The organism is Mesorhizobium sp. M2A.F.Ca.ET.046.03.2.1, from assembly GCF_003952425.1.
Lineage (GTDB): Bacteria > Pseudomonadota > Alphaproteobacteria > Rhizobiales > Rhizobiaceae > Mesorhizobium.
The window spans coordinates 2129184-2145799 of the sequence record NZ_CP034449.1; the positions used below are offsets into that span (position 1 = coordinate 2129184).

At 59.6% G+C, this 16616-nt stretch carries 16 protein-coding genes; 6 read left to right on the forward strand and 10 right to left on the reverse strand.

The annotated features are described in order from the left end of the window. Positions 1-11 precede the first annotated feature (11 nt). Both EJ072_RS10130 and EJ072_RS10135 read left to right on the forward strand, forming a co-directional pair. Positions 12-1469, forward strand: coding sequence for an NAD-dependent succinate-semialdehyde dehydrogenase (locus tag EJ072_RS10130; protein WP_126079567.1), 1458 nt, complete (start codon positions 12-14; stop codon positions 1467-1469). Between the two features lie 235 nt (positions 1470-1704). Next, a complete protein-coding gene (locus EJ072_RS10135) occupies positions 1705-3081 on the forward strand; it encodes an aspartate aminotransferase family protein (protein ID WP_126079568.1) in 1377 nt (458 codons plus the stop codon). Positions 3082-3094: 13 nt separating this feature from the next. Here the strand turns inward: EJ072_RS10135 and EJ072_RS10140 are convergent, their stop codons facing one another. The 3 genes from EJ072_RS10140 to speB (EJ072_RS10150) all read right to left on the reverse strand — a co-directional run bounded on the left by EJ072_RS10140 (position 3095) and on the right by speB (EJ072_RS10150) (position 5627). Beyond that, positions 3095-3571 carry an Lrp/AsnC family transcriptional regulator gene (locus tag EJ072_RS10140; RefSeq protein ID WP_126083581.1) on the reverse strand — a complete coding sequence of 159 codons (477 nt, stop codon included), beginning with the start codon at positions 3569-3571 and terminating at the stop codon, positions 3095-3097. 162 nt (positions 3572-3733) lie between these two features. Continuing rightward, positions 3734-4672: a glyoxylate/hydroxypyruvate reductase A gene (locus EJ072_RS10145; RefSeq protein ID WP_126079569.1), complete on the reverse strand. Its 939-nt coding sequence runs from the start codon at positions 4670-4672 to the stop codon at positions 3734-3736. Position 4673: 1 nt separating this feature from the next. Next, positions 4674-5627 (reverse strand): agmatinase, encoded by a 954-nt coding sequence (gene speB, locus EJ072_RS10150; protein WP_126083582.1) that lies wholly within the window; start codon positions 5625-5627, stop codon positions 4674-4676. A 269-nt stretch (positions 5628-5896) separates the two neighbouring features. Between speB (EJ072_RS10150) and EJ072_RS10155 the strand changes: the two genes are divergently transcribed. Further along, entirely contained in the window at positions 5897-6568 is a 672-nt protein-coding gene (locus EJ072_RS10155; protein WP_126079570.1) for a DUF2848 family protein, read from the forward strand. Between the two features lie 273 nt (positions 6569-6841). On the opposite strand, the gene EJ072_RS10160 is transcribed toward EJ072_RS10155, so the two are convergent. Then, entirely contained in the window at positions 6842-7057 is a 216-nt protein-coding gene (locus EJ072_RS10160; RefSeq protein ID WP_126079571.1) for a hypothetical protein, read from the reverse strand. Between the two features lie 43 nt (positions 7058-7100). Between EJ072_RS10160 and EJ072_RS10165 the strand changes: the two genes are divergently transcribed. Further along, entirely contained in the window at positions 7101-8093 is a 993-nt protein-coding gene (locus EJ072_RS10165) for a LysR family transcriptional regulator (RefSeq protein ID WP_126083583.1), read from the forward strand. Between the two features lie 15 nt (positions 8094-8108). Here EJ072_RS10165 and EJ072_RS10170 read toward each other — a convergent pair whose 3' ends face one another. Genes EJ072_RS10170 through EJ072_RS10190 form a run of 5 tightly spaced genes read right to left on the reverse strand, consistent with a single transcriptional unit; the run spans position 8109 to position 13622 of the window. Continuing rightward, positions 8109-8828: an ABC transporter ATP-binding protein gene (locus EJ072_RS10170; RefSeq protein ID WP_126079572.1), complete on the reverse strand. Its 720-nt coding sequence runs from the start codon at positions 8826-8828 to the stop codon at positions 8109-8111. Beyond that, the gene (locus tag EJ072_RS10175; protein ID WP_126079573.1) at positions 8825-9631 is read right to left on the reverse strand and encodes an ABC transporter ATP-binding protein; all 807 of its coding nucleotides are present in this window, start codon (positions 9629-9631) and stop codon (positions 8825-8827) included. Before EJ072_RS10175 ends, EJ072_RS10170 begins: the two co-directional genes overlap by 4 nt. Next, complete coding sequence (locus EJ072_RS10180; RefSeq protein ID WP_126079574.1) at positions 9624-11237, reverse strand: branched-chain amino acid ABC transporter permease; 1614 nt, start codon at positions 11235-11237, stop codon at positions 9624-9626. Before EJ072_RS10180 ends, EJ072_RS10175 begins: the two co-directional genes overlap by 8 nt. Before the next feature lie 4 nt (positions 11238-11241). Continuing rightward, entirely contained in the window at positions 11242-12384 is a 1143-nt protein-coding gene (locus tag EJ072_RS10185; protein WP_245467271.1) for a branched-chain amino acid ABC transporter permease, read from the reverse strand. Further along, positions 12384-13622, reverse strand: a complete 1239-nt coding sequence (locus EJ072_RS10190) for a branched-chain amino acid ABC transporter substrate-binding protein (RefSeq protein WP_245467272.1) — start codon at positions 13620-13622, stop codon at positions 12384-12386. Before EJ072_RS10190 ends, EJ072_RS10185 begins: the two co-directional genes overlap by 1 nt. A 382-nt stretch (positions 13623-14004) precedes the next feature. On the opposite strand from EJ072_RS10190, the gene EJ072_RS10195 reads away from it, so the two are divergent. Continuing rightward, complete coding sequence (locus EJ072_RS10195) at positions 14005-14784, forward strand: creatininase (protein ID WP_126079575.1); 780 nt, start codon at positions 14005-14007, stop codon at positions 14782-14784. A 2-nt stretch (positions 14785-14786) separates the two neighbouring features. Beyond that, positions 14787-15809 (forward strand): agmatinase, encoded by a 1023-nt coding sequence (gene speB / locus EJ072_RS10200; RefSeq protein ID WP_126079576.1) that lies wholly within the window; start codon positions 14787-14789, stop codon positions 15807-15809. Between the two features lie 243 nt (positions 15810-16052). On the opposite strand, the gene EJ072_RS10205 is transcribed toward speB (EJ072_RS10200), so the two are convergent. After that, positions 16053-16610 carry an ureidoglycolate lyase gene (locus EJ072_RS10205; RefSeq protein ID WP_189343284.1) on the reverse strand — a complete coding sequence of 186 codons (558 nt, stop codon included), beginning with the start codon at positions 16608-16610 and terminating at the stop codon, positions 16053-16055. Positions 16611-16616 lie beyond the last annotated feature (6 nt).

The following is a 16616-nucleotide window of genomic DNA, read 5'->3' on the forward strand; positions in this document are numbered from 1 at the left end:
AGGGGGCCGCTATGCACGGTTTGCAAGACAAGGAACTGTTTCGACAGGCTGGGCTGATTGCCGGCGCATGGGTTCCTGCCGTTTCGGGCAAAACGTTGCCCGTCACTGATCCGGCCACGCAGGTAGTGATCGGCACCGTTCCCGCGATGGGCGGTGTGGAAACCAAGCTGGCGATTGAGGCGGCCGCTTCTGCCTTCGAGGCGTGGAGGAAGACGACGCATGCCGAGCGCGCCGCGCTGCTGGAGGCATGGCATGCACTGATGATCGAACATCTCGACGACCTTGGACTGATCCTGACCACGGAGCAGGGTAAGCCTCTGGACGAAGCAAGGGAAGAGATTCGCTACGGCGCATCGTTTGTGAAGTGGTTCGCGGAGGAGGCCCGCCGCATTAACGGCTGCACCATCCCCTCGCCTACACACGGCCGCCGGATCGTGGTCCTCAAGGAGCCGGTAGGCGTTTGCGGCATCATCACGCCCTGGAACTTTCCGAACGCGATGATCACGCGCAAGGTTGCGCCAGCGCTCGCGGCCGGATGCACCGTGGTTGTCAAACCGGCGCAATACACGCCCTATTCCGCGCTCGCCCTCGCGGTGCTGGCAGAGCGGGCAGGAATTCCTCCTGGCGTGATCAACGTCGTCACAGGCCAACCGGGTGAGATCGGTGAGGAGATCATGGCCAATGAGACGGTACGCAAGATCTCATTTACCGGCTCGACCCGAATAGGATCGCTGCTAATGCGCGGTGCATCCGATACCGTGAAGCGTCTTTCACTGGAACTCGGCGGCAACGCCCCCTTTATCGTCTTCGATGATGCCGACCTAGATCTTGCCATTGAAGGGGCGATCGTCTCCAAATTCAGAAATGGTGGTCAGACGTGCGTCTGCGCCAATCGCCTCCTGGTACAGGACGGCGTCTATGATGTGTTCGCGAAGAAGCTTGCGGTGCGCGTCAACGCAATGAAAGTCGGTCCGGGCACGGAAGCGGGGGTCGCGATTGGCCCGATGATCAACGACGCCGCCGTTGCCAAGATCCGGGAGCACGTCGAGGACGCGCTGGCCAAGGGCGCCGAAGTCATCACCAAGGAGCACGACCTGCCGAAAGGATCGCAATATGTCGCCCCGGTCGTGCTGACCGGCGCGAAGACCAGCATGCTGCTGGCCAGCGAGGAGACCTTCGGTCCGGTCGCGCCACTTTTCCGCTTCAAGACAGAAGAGGATGCCATAGCAATTGCCAACGCAACGCCATTTGGGCTCGCCGCCTATTTCTACACTGAGAACCTCAAGCGCGCCTGGCGCGTCGGCGAGGCGCTCGAGTTCGGCATGGTCGGTCTCAACACCGGTGCGATCTCGACCGAAGTCGCACCTTTCGGCGGCGTCAAGCAATCGGGTCTCGGTCGCGAGGGCTCGCAGGCAGGCATCGAGGAATACCTTGAAACGAAAGCATTCCATTTCGGCGGCTTGAGCTGATTCATCGGCGGGCATCAGGAAACTCCCCACCTCAAAGGGGCTGCCCGGCAGCCCCTTCTTTTTTGCTCTGGCAATGCCGCTCGCGAGCGGGGCTGGCGACCCAACAAGATGCTGCGTCGATCGACTCGAGAGATCAAGATTGCGCAAAAACGCCCCCGTTCAAAAAGATGTTCCAAGTCGATCGCGCTAAAGTTCGGGAAGGTTTTCGCCCCAAGTACTTATCTGGAGATGCAGAATGTTCAGCAACTCACTTGTGGAACTCGACCGTGCTCATCTGGTGCATCCGGTTGCCTCATATCGAGGCCACGAAAGGATGGGTGTTCGGATCCTCAAAAACGCCAAGGGCGCAACCGTAACCGATGCTGCCGGTCACCGATTGATTGATGGTTTCGCGGGCCTATGGTGCGTCAACGCCGGTTACGGGCAGGAGAGTCTCATCGAGGCGGCGACGCGCCAGCTCAGCGAACTGCCATACGCGACCGGCTATTTCAGCCTGGGATCCGAGCCTGCCATACGACTTGCGGCCGAATTGGCGGAACGTGCTCCGGGCGATCTCAAGCACGTCTACTTTACGCTCGGTGGATCGGACGCAGTCGATAGCACGGTGCGGTTCATCCGCTACTATTGGAACGCGAATGGGAAGCCGGAGAAGGATCAGTTCATTTCGCTCGGGCACGGCTATCACGGCTCTTCCACGGTCGGTGCCGGCCTGACGGCGCTTCCGGCGTTTCACGCCGGGTTCGGCCTGCCCTTCGCTTGGCAGCACAAGATTCCTTCACACTATGTCTATCGCAATCCAGTTGGGACGGATCCTTCCGCCATTATCGCAGCCTCGGTGAAAGCGCTCGAGGCCAAGATTGCCGAGGTGGGCGGGGCTGAACGCGTCGCCGCATTCTTTGCAGAACCGATTCAGGGATCCGGGGGTGTGCTCGTGCCGCCGGCCGGCTGGCTGAGGGCGGTCCGGAAACTCTGCCAGGACAAAGATATCCTTTTCGTAGCGGACGAGGTCATCACCGGGTTCGGTCGCACCGGACCGCTGTTTGCGTGCGAGGAGGATGGCGTCGTCCCCGACCTCATGACGGTGGCCAAGGGATTGACCTCTGGGTATGTACCGATGGGGGCGGTGTTCATGAGCCATAAGGTCTACGACGTCATTGCTGATCGCGCAGGCGAGAATGCCGTCGGTCATGGTTACACCTATTCGGCGCATCCGGTTTGCGCCGCCGTCGGTCTGGAGGCTCTGCGACTCTACGAAGGCGGGCTGCTGGATAATGGGAGGCGCGCGGGAGCCCGCCTCATGGCCGGTTTGGAAGGCCTGAAAGACCATCCCCTGGTAGGAGACGTTCGCGGACGAGGAATGCTCGCTGCCGTGGAACTTGTCGTCGACAAGGAGCGCAAGACCCCCCTCCCCGCCACAGCCGAACCGGCGCGGCGAATTTTCGACAGGGCCTGGGACAACGGGCTGATCATCCGTGCGTTTCCCCAAGGCGTACTCGGCTACGCCCCGCCGCTATGCTGCACCGATGCCGAGATCGACGCCATCGTCGCGGCGACGCGCAAAACGCTCGATCAGACCCTAGCTGACAAGGATGTTCGCCAAGCCATGGCCTGAGCCCTGCCGCGACTCATTTTGGGAAAAGTGTTGGAAGTGGAATATGGGTCCTGGCGATGGGAGATTTGAGCACGACAAAACTGAAGTACTTGTCGATGCCGGCATCGACGCCAGTCAGCCGCTCCATGATGGTCTGGTACTCGCTGATACCAGCGGTGACAAATTTTAACAGGTAATCGTAACCGCCGGACACCAAATGGCACTCGATCAGCTGCTCGATCTTTTCGACCGCAACCAAGAATTTTGCAAAATCGATCTGGCGATGGTTCTTCAGCGTGACTTCGGTGAAAACCGTGAGGGTTTGCCCCAGCTTGGCTACATTGATGAGGGCTGAATACCCCTCTATGTAGCCGTTGTCCTGCAATCTCTTCACCCGCATCAGGCAGGGGCTCGGCGTAAGGTTCACAAGCTCGGCCAAGTCCACATTTGTGACGCGGCCATTTTTCTGTAGTTCATGGAGGATCGTGATGTCGATCCGGTCGAGTTTTATGCCCATTTCTTGCCCACTCGCGCTGGGGGCCTCATCGTTTCAGATACTCGGATTGATCTGTTGCACCCTAACGGAGACGAGGACGCAGCGTGGCTCGGTTCGGCGGCGATCCCGGATGCTGAAGGTCGCAAAGCGCAGCTGTGCGACCTTCGTCCGCCGCACCTAGTATCCAACGCGCAAGTCAACCCGGCCTGTTGGTTCCTCGCCACGATCGAACTTGTTGAAGTTCTCTAGCATCAGGCGCTCGGCGGCGTCGCTCACCGGTTGTGCGGCCACATGCGGTGTTACAAACGCTTTCGGATGCGCCCAAAGCGGGCTATCCCGCGGCAGCGGTTCATTGGGGAACACGTCCAGCATGGCCCAGTCGAGCTGCCCCTCATCCAAGGCGGCGACCAAATCGGATTCCACAAGATGTCCCCCTCTTCCAAGATGGACGAGAGCGCCTCCGCCCGGCAGGTGAGCAAAGAGCTCCGAAGACAGGATGCCACGCGTGTCGCTGGTAAGGGGCAAAACGTTGATGAGAATTTCGCTCTGGCCCAGGAAGGTGCGGAACTCCTTCTCGCCCACGAAGCTGTCGACGCCATGGATGATCTTTCGGGTGCGGCTCCACCCCGAGACTCGAAAGCCCATGGACGCCAGCTTTCGAGCTATGTCGGTGCCGAAAACGCCCAACCCCATAACGCCGACCAAACGTTGGGAGGGATGAACGGCCGGGTGCATCCGCCATTCGGCGGCTCCTTGCTGCCTGGCGTAGTCGCCCATCCTGCGGTGCCAGTGAAGGACACCGTAGAGGGCGTATTCCGTCATCTGCTCGCGCAGCCCGGCGTCCACCAGCCGAAATAGCGGTATATCCTTTGGGAATTCGGGATCGACAATGATCTGGTCGATGCCGGCACCGAGCGAGAAGATGGCTTTCAAGTTCTTCAATGATGCCAAAACGCCGTTCGGAATGCGCCAGATCAAAGCGTGCGTGATATCCTGCGGATTGCCCATATCCGGCCAGATCCGAAACTCGATGTCGGGCCGTTCCCTGGCGAAGAATGCTTTCCAGGGCGCCGGGTCATCGATGTTCGAGGCGAAAAGAATGGTCCGCCTTGCCATGTCAGTTTCTCCGCTCCACCCCGGGCAAGATGCAAAGAAGTTCAAATAGCAAATTCGCGGCGGTGAGTGCCGTATTGCCGGAAGTGTCGAAAGGCGGCGACACTTCGACCAGGTCGCAGCCGACAATGTCGAGCCCCCAACAACCGCGGACGATCTCAAGCGCCTGCATGCTGGTGAGGCCTCCGATTTCAGGCGTGCCGGTGCCTTGAGCGAATGATGGATCAAGCGAGTCGATGTCGAAGGTGATGTAGACCGGCCCGCTGCCCATATGGACGCGAACTTCATCCATCAGCGGAACGAGCGAGCGATGCCAAAGCTCATCGGCCTGGTAGACTTTGAACCCTTGCTGGCGTGACCAGTCGAAATCGTCGGCGGCGTAGCCGGTACCACGCAGGCCAATTTGAACGGTGCGGCGCGCGTTGATAAGACCTTCCTCGACAGCACGGCGGAAAGGTGTCCCGTGCGCGATCTCCTCGCCGAACATGGTGTCGTTGATGTCGGCATGCGCATCGATATGAATGAGACCGAGGGGACCGTGTTTCTTGGCCATCGCACGCAGGATGGGTAGCGTCATGGTGTGATCGCCGCCGAGTGAAAGAGGCTTGCACCCATGAGAAAGGATATCGGAGATGCCGCGTTCGATCGCATCGACCGACTTGAGCAGGTTATATGGGTTCGTCGCAATGTCGCCCACATCGGCAACCCGAAGAGAGTCGAATGGCGCAGCGCGCGTGGCCATGTTGTAAGGGCGCAGCAGGACCGATTCGGCGCGAATTTGCCTCGGACCGAAACGGGTTCCGCTTCGGTTGCTGGTGCCGATATCGAGCGGCACGCCGACAAAGCAGGCGTCCAGACCGGATGCCGTCCGGGCGTATGGCAGACGCATCATCGTGGCGATGCCCCCAAAGCGCGGCATGTCGTTGCCGCTAAGCGGCTGGTTTAAAGACCCATTCATCAAAATCACCCTGTCTTCTTTCGCGTATTCTCAGGCAGCCGAGCCACGAGCCAGCGGCTCCCCGCATTGGCTTGAACTTCGACGGGACGCGGGTCACCTTCAAGGGGAGCTTTCCCAACAACACTTGGATGAGCGTCAATGTAAGGAGAGGCACGTCAATCATTCGGTTTCATCAACTTAACCATTGAATCTCCGATGTGTGTGTCGATGCCGGGGCTCGCTAACCTGCGTCCATCTCTGACCTCCCAACCTCTATCGCAGGTATCGATATGACCGTGGTCCTTTCCTTTCAAACGCCCGCTGGCCCGGTCTCTGCGACCATCCGGCACGTGCTCGCTGCAGGCTACACAGGGCGAACGCGCCACCTCGTTGAAGCTCACATTGAAGAACTGAAGGAGATCGGCATTCCGGCGCCGCCACATGTACCCATGCTGTTTCCGATCATACCGGGGCTGCTGTCGCAATCGACGGAGACGCAGGTTCTTGGTTCAGACACGTCGCCTGAGGTCGAGTATGTCGTTTTCCGCCAAGGCGGACGTGACTATGTCACGGTCGGCAGCGACCAGACCGATTCTGTCATGGAGGCGCAGAACGCGCCAATGGCGAAGAACATGTGTCTGAAATCAATCGCGCCGGACGCCTGGCCCCTGGAAGAGGTCCTCGATCACTGGGACAGTCTGGAGCTGTCGCTTGTCTGCGACGGCAAGCTCATGCAGCAGGGCAAGGTCGAGCAGATGATGAGGCCTGCCGAGCTGCAGGAGTTCGTTTCTGAACACGACGGCCACGAGCACGAGGGTCGAATGATCTTTTCAGGCACGCTGGAGATGAATGGTCGCTGCCCGCGTGAGAGGGCCGAAATGACCATAAAGCTCCATGACCCTGTGCTCGAGCGCGCGATCGTCCATCGCTATACTGTAGAGCCTACGTTCCCGTTCTTTTGAGCTACCCCAGCAACCAGTGCCAAGACCCTGTCGGCCCCTGGGTCAACCACGTCGCCACCGCGCGGCGGGAGCACCGCCGACCTCTATGTACCGCCCCAATCAGTAGTACTCTCGATGGAGCCATCCTCGCGGGCGCCGCTTCCCATTTTCTGCCTAAGAGCTAGGCGGGAACTGCCGACCTTTTAAGCATCGGTTTTTAAACGAATATTTTCTTGACGAACATCCTGAGTTAGCATTCACTGCCGTCGGGGAACCAAACGCGCCAGCCGATAATCATGCAACAATGGCTGGTGCAAAAATAGAGATCCGGTCCTTGGTAATGTTGAAGGGGCCAGCCGCATTGAAGCGGTGCGGAAATGTCCCGGAGGCGAAATCCTTCATCGACTTCGCAAGGTCTGCTGAAAGCCGCCAAGAGAACGGCGTCAGCGAGTGAGTGGGAAGCCCGAAAGGGGCAGTGTATCCACTCTGAAACGGTTCCCTCTTAGTCATACCGGCTCCTCTTCGAGCCCGGGTTTGGAAAAAAGAGGTGAACATGGTCAACATCGCCAACGTCGATCTCCGCTTGCTTCGCGTCTTCATCACGGTGGTGAAATGCAACGGTTTTTCCGCGGCGCAGGCCGAGCTCAACATCAGCCAGTCGACGATAAGCAACCACATGATCGCCCTGGAGGAGCGCCTTCGCCTCAAGCTCTGCCAACGGGGGAGGTCCGGCTTCGAACTGACCGATCATGGACGAACCGTCTTTGAGGCTTCCACGCGCCTTTTCGAAGCCCTTGAGGAATTCAGCTGCGAAACGGAGTCGCTTCATTCGGTTCTGACTGGCAGTCTGCGAATTGGCGTCGTGGATAACACGGTGACGGATTCGCATTCGGCGGTCTCGGCCGCTTTCCGACGATTCTGCGCCAGACCCAACAATGTGAATGTGCAACTTGTTGTGGACAGTCCTCCGTCTCTTCAAAAACGGCTGGTGGAAAGGCAGATCGATCTTGCGATCTTCGGTTTCGTCCCACGGCTGTCCAACCTGCGCTACCAGAACCTCTATGCAGAAACGAGCACGCTGTTCTGTGGCCAGGGACATCCCCTGTTCGACGTGAGCGAGGACGACCTCTCTTTGGATGTGCTGCGCGACTACGCGTTTGCCAGCCGGTCCTATTGGTGCAATCAGGATCTGGAACGCATCGGAATGTGCAAAAGCACGGCCTCGGTCGAGCAGGTCGAAGCCCAGCTCATTCTGGTGCTGTCGGGTGCGTATCTTGCCTACCTGCCGACCCACTACGCCCAGACCTGGGTGGACAAGGGGCTGTTGCGCCCGCTGCTCCCAGACAAGACGTCATATGCGGTGCGGTTCACTATGGCTACCCGCAAAGACGTCCGCACAACGCCAACTTTGAAGGCGTTCATTCAGGATCTTTACACTTCAGTCGGCGGCCACAGGGAAGAAAGGGCAGAATCGTTCGAGTTGCCGGCGTTGGCGTCGTGGCAACCCCGCCGGCAGGCGAAAGATCATGTAGTTGCCCTCAACTAGGCTAGCCTGAGCACCTCAGTGCGCGTGACCGAGATAGGCGTCGCGCACCCGTTCGTCGCTGATGAGATCGGCGCAATAACCGGAAAGGGTTATTGACCCAGCCTCCATGACGTAGGCCCTCTGTGCCAGTTCGAGCGCCAGGAAGGCATTCTGCTCGACAATCAACAGCGAAACACCTTGACCGGCAATGGCGGTGATCGCTCCGTAGATGACGTCGATCATCCGGGGTGCCAGGCCCATACTCGGCTCATCGAGGAAAAGCATTCGCGGTTTGGCCATCAGTCCGCGGCCGATTGCCAGCATCTGCTGCTCGCCGCCAGAGAGCGTACCAGCCGCCTGATCCCGACGTTCGGCTAGTCGGGGAAACAGGTCAAACACGCCCGCCAGATCCTGCTCGAGTTCCTGGCGCGATATTTTTCGGCAAAATGTTCCCAACTTGAGATTTTCTACGACTGTCAGACGTCCGAATACCCTGCGGCCCTCCGGAACTTGTACCAGCCCAAGCGCAGGCAGTTGATGCGCCTGCAGCGGGACAATGTCCGCTCCGTTGAATGCGATTTGTCCCCTGCCGCAGCCACGCAAGCGGCAGATCGAATTGATCAGGCTGCTCTTGCCGGCGCCATTGGCGCCGATTAGCGTCACCACCTCCCCCTGACCGATCTCCAACGCGGCGTCCCGCACCGCTGCAATCTGGCCGTAATGAACGTCGACCCCACCGACAGACAATAGCGTCATGCGTGCGTTCCCGTCCCAAGCGCGCGCTCCGCGGTTCGTCCTCCAAGATATGCCCTGAGAACTTCGGGGTTCTGCCGTACCTCCGACGGTTCTCCGCTGACGATTTTGCGGCCGTACTCCAAGACGGTGACATAATTGGAGATATCCATCACCAGCCTCATTTGATGTTCGATCAGAAGGATGCCGACGCCAAACTTCGAGGGCAGTTCAGCAATGAAATCCGACAGCCGCGCCGTTTCCTGGGGGTTCATGCCGGCGGCGGGCTCGTCTAGCAGAAGCAATTTGGGTCGTGTCGCCAGGGCGCGGGCAATCTCTAGCCGCCTCTGGTCGCCATATGAGAGAGTCCGGGCCAATCTTTGCGCGTGCGGCGCTATCCCGACGGCATCGAGCAGTCGCAATGCTTCCTCGCGGGCGGTCCTTTCCGCGCCAAGCGCGGAAGGAAGGCAAAGTAATGTCGGCAATAGCCCCCGAACCACACCGGGGCGCGCCTCCTCGGCGATCAGAACATTGTCGAGCACGCTCACCGAGCCGAACAGACGAACGTTCTGAAAAGTGCGGGCTATGCCTTGGCGTGCAATGACATGAGGCGGCTGACCGTCAATGCGGCTTCCGTCCAGATGGATGGTGCCGGATGACAGACGAGCAACTCCCGTGATGGCATTGAAAAGCGTCGTCTTGCCGGCGCCGTTCGGTCCGATCACACTGTGGATGGTCCCGGCGTCGACCTCCATGGAAATGTCGGAGAGAGCTTGGAGACCGCCATACCGAATGGACACGTTTAGCAATCGCAGCATCTCAGCCATGCCTCGCGGAAAGGGGAGCTGGCCAGAGACCCTGGGGACGAACGCGCATCACCAGGATGAGCACGAAACCGTAGAACAGATAGCGGTATTCTCCGAACTCGCGCAGGAATTCCGGCAGGCCAATCAGGATGAAGCTGCCGACGAAGACCCCGGGCAGACTGCCCAGCCCGCCTATGACCAGCAGGGCGAGAACGTTGATCGAGACGTCCAGCCGCAGGCTTTGCGGGAAAACCGAGCCGAGGGTGGTGGCAAACAGGGCCCCGGCCACGCCAGCGAATGCGGCCCCCAGAACATAGGCGCGCAGTTTGCTCCTGACGAGATCCAGACCAAGCGTGGCTGCGACATCCTCGTCATCGCGGGCAGCCGTCCAGGCACGGCCGACCGGTGAATGCTGCAGCCGCCAGGCCGCGAACGCGACAAGGCACGCCAGCGCAAATGTCAGATAGTAGAGGCTGAGCTGCGAAACCATCGGATGGTCGATGAGTTTGGGACGCGGAATGCCGACGATACCCTGTGCGCCGCCAATGGCCGGCGCGGCCATGTCGGATACGACAATTATGCGCACAATCTCGCCCAGGCCCAACGTTGCCAGAGCAAGATAGTCCCCGCGTACGCGCAGAACCGGCAGACCGAAGATGAAGCCTCCCGCTGCCGCGCAAAGGATGGCGACGGGCAGAGCCTCCCAGAAACTTAGATGAGCCAATGCAAGCGGCGAATCCGAGGTCAGCAGAGCGGTGGCATAAGCGCCTATCGCAAAGAATGCGACGAAACCCAAATCGAGCAATCCGGCGAGCCCCAGTTCTATGTTCAGGCCCATGCCCATGAGCGCATAGAGGCCAACGAGAAGCATGACTTGGGCAACGAATGCATTTGTCAGTAAAGGGACGAGCAGGGCCGCGACCATCAGGATGACAACGTCGATCATTGGCGTGCGGCGTTGTCCGATCAGATAATGCGCAATCTGCCACGCAACGCCGGCCAACACCGCGATGCCGGCGCCGACCCAGGTGAGCCCACCGCTTGACACATAGATGGTCGAAACCCACCAACGTCCCCTTAGCAGGGTCGAAAACAGGCTAACCCACAGGTCGCGCAAGAGCGCTCCGAAAAGCACCGCCACCGCGGCGGCAAGAATTGTACGACGAACAGCCGATGGGCATTGGCGGATGGCGGCCCCGGCAAGAGCAGTCACGGACGCCAGCCCGGCAAGTGCTGCGATCGCCCCGGCACCCGACTGACCAAGCAGCGCGGCTGACAAAGTCGGTTGATTGAATGCCACGAACAACCCCTGGACGTTGGCGCCGCGCGCCACAAGAAGGACGGCGGCATAAGACAAGCCTGCCAGGAGGCCTGTCCCGGCACTGGCAAGCCACCGTTCGAAAGGTTTCAGCTGCCTGTTGGATACCGCGTACCAGCCACCCGTGAAGGCGACGGCCAACAACAAAAGCTGCCCTAGCGACACTGCGTGCGCCAGCACCGAGCGGGCGCCAAATGCGCTGAACACGCCTACGCCGACTATATAGACGCCAGTAAATCCGCAAACCGCTCCTGCCTTGAGCGCCAAATGCCACCAAGGCGAGCCAGATTGGCCAGGGGAAATGGACATGGAATTACATCCGTTTCACGGAGAGGCGCTCACCGAATATGCCTCTTGGTCGAAAGATCAGGATCATCACCAGCAGTCCGTATGCGATCGCATCCTTGAGCTGATAAGGAGCAGGTATCCCGAATCCGCTGAGAAGCGCCGCCGGGCCAAAGCTTTCCGACAAGCCGAGCAAAAAGCCCCCTGCCATCGCACCCGGTATGTTTCCGATACCGCCGAGCACAGCGGCGGCGAAGCCCTTGACGCCGAGCGTGAAGCCCATGAACGCGTGTATCTGCTTGAACACCAGGGCGTAGAGGACACCCGCGACACCGGCCATCGTCCCGCCAACCATAAAGGTGAGTGTCACGACCCGGTCGGAATTGATTCCCATCAGCGCCGCCGCCTCGCGATCTTCCGCCACAGCTCGCATCGATGTACCCAGCGTCGTGTGTTGCACGATGACGTGCAGGACTGCCATTGCCAGCAGGGCGGCGGCGATGACGAACAATTGCACCAATGGAATCTGCACGATTCCGAGGCTTATGGCGCCATTGAGGGCAGCTACGTCGGGATAGGCCCTTGATCCAGTTCCGAATAGCCCTCGAATTGTATACTGCAAGACGAAAGAGGCCCCGATCGCGCAGATCAATGGAGCCGGGGAACCACTCCGGCTGAAAGCGCGATAGGCGACCCGCTCGATGAGGACTGCGATGGCCGCCGAGGTCGAGGCGCCGGCGACGAGCACCCCGATGAGGCCGACGGTCGACCCGCTCTCAATGAAAGGGCCGGCGACGATCAAGCCACCGAAGGCACCGGTAGTGAACACATCGCCATGGGCGAAGTTTATCATCCGCAGCACGCCGTAGACCATTGTGTAGCCGAGCGAGACCAGCGCGTAGATGCTGCCAAGTGTCAACCCGAACACCGCAAACGACGCCCAGTCTCGAGCGCTATATTCGTTGCTCGTCAACGACCGGGTCAGGCCGGCGACAACAATAATCAGCAGCGCGATGCGAAGTCCCAGCATCACGTGATCTACCCAGGTCGAGCGCCGACGCCACTCCGACATGGCATCCGATAACCAACTTAGAAGGTTACCCGAACGGCTCGGGCCATGGCCCGAACCGTCGACGTTTTGCCTCCTGGCGATGACTGTGTCGTCGTTCATCAGTCCACTCGTTTCGGGTTCGTCCCAAGGGAGTAGCTGGCCGCATCGCCGGATGTGAATTGCCATACCGCGTAGACCGGCGAAGCGCAGTCTCCGAGATGGTCGCAGGTCAGCTTGCCTGTGAGCCCCTCGTAGCCGGCTGTGGCGTGGATCGCCTTGTTGAGCGCATCCCGCCCAATGAAGAGTTCGCCGTCCTTCTCAACCGCCACCTTGTCGATGGCCGCCATCAACACGCCGAGGGCGTCATAGCCGTAAGCATGAAAGCCGGCGATTGGAGCCTCTCCATACTTCGACTTATAGGTCTCGACGAACTTCTGGTAAGCTGGCCCCAAAGTCTCCGGGCGGAAGTCGATGCCGACCATCTTAACATCGACCGCGGCCTTGCCGGCGGCAGTCATAAAGGCCGGAGCCATGATCGGATCGGTCGCCAACAGCTTGGTATTCTTGAGCCCGTCCACTTCCTCCCTCTGTCGAACAAGATACGCACCGGCGGCAACATAGAGCGGCGCGAAAAGGAGGTCCGGCTTTTTGGTGCCGATCCTCGTCAGAACGGGGCGAAGGTCAGTGTCGGTGGGACCGACAGCCTCCTCGGCAACGATGGTTCCACCTTGCGCCTTGAACTCTGCCTCAAAGGTGCGGACGATTTGTTGACCATAGGTGCTGCCGTCATGCAGAGTCGCTGCTGTCTTGGCGCCCTTTAAAGCGTACGACGCCGCGAACTTGCCGGTGGCGTTATCATTGAAGGAAACTCTGACGAACCCAACGAAGTCTGGGCCACGAGCCGGGTCGGTTAGCGTTGGCGAGGTTGGGCCGACACCGACAACCGGGAACTTGTGTTGCCAGAGAATTGGCACGCCGGCTCTCGCGGCGCCGGAGCAACTGGGTCCAAGAATTGCGACAAGTTGATCGTTTGAGGCGAGGCGCGTGGCTGCGGTCTGCCCTCCTTCCGGGCTGCAGGTCTCGTCCTCGAAAGATATCTCGATCGGATGCCCTTTGTAGGTGGCACCGACGCGATCGAGGGCGATTTCGATGCCGCGGCGGGCGTCGATGCCCAGGGCGGCGTCGGCGCCGGTCAGTGCCAAAAAGCTGCCGATCATAAGCGGTTCGCCTTCGGGGATCTCAACCACGCCGTTGTCGTCTGTAACAGGTCCCTTGGTTTCAGCGCGCGCCGGCAGCGCGGTCAGCAGCGCCAGCGCAACGATGGCTGCGGGATGCTTGATCATTGCAAGTGAGGCCATTTGCCGTCTCCCATTTATGACGAGCCATGAGGGCACGCGACGGCGGGGTAAAACATTACTATCTGCAAATGTAACCTTGAACGGAATTAGAGGTGATGTAGCCAGCATCGGTGGGCTCTCGACATCGGTCGCCCGCCTCTGCGGAGGCACCTTGACGGAGAACCGGTGGGGAAGAGATCAAACATCGAGAATCCTAGATGCAACGTCGCAGATAACTCGATTTTACCGTCATGGGCAGCGTAGCACCTTGGTTGGCCGAAAGCTGGGATGACAATGTTCTGGGAGCCATCGCGTTGAACCCTGTTTAGCCTCACGTGGGAGACGGACATTGTTTTTTGCGCGCTGTCTCTGCCATCGAGCGGCATTGCGGGAAGGAGTGGTGATGAATGATTCAGTCTTTCTAGCAGACCTGACCTGGCCGGAGGCCGAATGCAGGATTGGCGCTGGCGCTCCAGTGATTTTGCCGCTCGGCGCCACGGAGCAACATGGCCACCACATGCCGCTCAATGTGGACGTTGTTATCCCGACCTTTATCGGCGAGCGCGTTGCGAGAGCCACCGGCGCACTCGTCGCACCCACCGTGCCCTACGGCAACCGCTCTCAGCCGCGTTCCGGTGGCGGGCCCGCCTTTGCCGGAACCATCAACCTCTCCGCGCACACCTTCTCCCTGGTCGTGCGCGACGTTATTGTCGAACTCCATCGCCAGAAGGTGCACCGCATAGTGGTGCTCAATGGTCACTATGAAAATGTTTGGCCGTCGATTGAAGGCATCGAGCTTGCACTCGATGCGGTCGGACGGGACGAAGGGAGTGGCCTGAGCATTCTGCGCATGGATCATTGGGAGTTCGTGCGACCACAGACAATCGACCAGATCTTTCCGAACGGCTTCCCAGGCATAGAACTCGAGCATGCGAGCGTGCTCGAGACATCGCTGATGCTTGCGATCCGCCCGAATCAGGTGGATCTCGGCCGCTCTCTGCATGACGGGCCAGCAAAGTTTCGCCCATACGACCGATTCCCAAGACCGCCGGTTGAGGTTCCGCCGTCGGGCGTTCTTTCGATGACGGAAGGGGCGTCCGCGGAAAAAGGCGAATGGCTTCTAGAGGATTGCGTCAGTCGGATGGTTGAGATCATCAAAGAAGAATTTCAGTTAGGACAGTGAGGATGGAAGGAAAATTTCATCAACCGGTTGATGCTGCCATCGTTCCGCGCTTTGCCGGGCTTGCCACCTTCATGCGATTGCCGGCGGTCGGATCAGCCGAGGGGCTGGACATCGCATTGGTCGGTATTCCATGGGACGGCGGAACAACCAACCGCGCTGGCGCCCGGCATGGGCCGCGCGAAGTGCGCAACTATTCCAGCTTGATGCGCAGCACGCACCATGTCTTCAAGACAGAGCCGTTCAAAATAGCGAATGTCGCGGATGTCGGCGATCTGGCAGTCAATCCGATCGATCTTCAAGATAGCCTCAGGCTAATCGAAAGCGGTATCGCAGAGATTGTCGCGGCTCACGCCCTACCGCTCTCTGTCGGCGGTGACCACCTTGTGACCTTGCCGGTATTGCGCGCGGTCGCCAGGAAGGAACGGATCGGGCTCATACACTTCGACGCGCATTCGGATACGAACGACACCTATTTCGGAGACAATCGTTTCACTCACGGAACGCCGTTTCGTCGCGCGATCGAAGAGGATCTGCTGGATCCCCATCGTGTCGTTCAAATCGGAATCCGCGGATCGCTGTATTCTCCCCAAGAGCACGATTGGGCGAAGGCGCAAGGCGTCCGCATAGTGTACATGGAGGAGTTCAGCAGCCGGGGCCCGGAAGCCGTGATGGCGGAGGTTCGCGACATCGTCGGGACTTCGCCGACCTATGTAACTTTTGATATCGATTCAATCGATCCTTCGATGGCGCCCGGAACGGGTACTCCGGAAATCGGCGGATTCACGACAAGGGAAGCACAGCACCTGGTACGGCAGCTCGACGGCCTGAACCTCATTGGTGCTGACGTCGTTGAGGTTGCGCCGCCCTTCGACCTTGCCGGGATGACGGCGATCGCAGGCGCCACGATCATGTTCGAATTGCTTTGTGTGCTGGCAAGACAAGTGCAGCGGAATCGCCAACCCACACGGGAGCCGACTGCCATTCGGCCGGCCGAAAGAATGGGGGGATCTGGCCAGAATTCGTGACCGATCGTGACGAGACCATTTGGAACCCGGACGCGATAGTTGAACAGACCGAAGGCCGCTTTGTGGCCGCCTGCTCCCGTTCCGAAGCCGGTGACGCGCAGGAGGCCGTCAGGCTGCCTTGGGCCAGGAACTTCTGCAGTAAGGCGCGTCTGTCGACCAAAAAATCAAATGGAAGTGGCTGGCCATGCCATGCCGCAGAGCCGAACCTGAAGGCATAGGCGTCGATGCCGCGATGGCTGACCTTCAGGCTAGGCGGTCGTAAGATTCACCCAGTCCCGAATAGTCTGGAACCAATTCGTACTGCCCAGTCCAGTCTACCATTTGCGTATAGACGGAGGGAACCCCGTCAATGCCGGCCTCCTCGAGTTCGCCCTCGGTTTCCCGATCTGAAATCAGAATGAAGTGCGCCCCTCGCGGATCAAGCGGGAAGGAGGCGGAGTGCCAGATGTTTCGTTCTATAAGCATGGCGGTTTCACCGTCCACCAGGAATCCCTTCATGTCCTGTGGCCGCGGTATATCGAGCGTGCTGGCGACGAAGACGACGGACACGACGGGATCGAGCGGCACGCGCAACTCGGTAATGGTAGGGTGCTTTTCAAACCGGTTGCAAACTACAGGACCGAACGGGTGACGTAACATCGTCAAGTCTGCCGTTCCTCCGAGAACAAGCGGATAGCGCCAAGTGGAATATCCCGGTCCGACGAATTGCGGGTCCTTCTTCGGCGCAGCAATTATGTGGCCGAAGGATCGAAAGTTGTCTTCTGAAACCGGTTCGATCGGAACGGAAATGCTTTTGATCATCGGGAT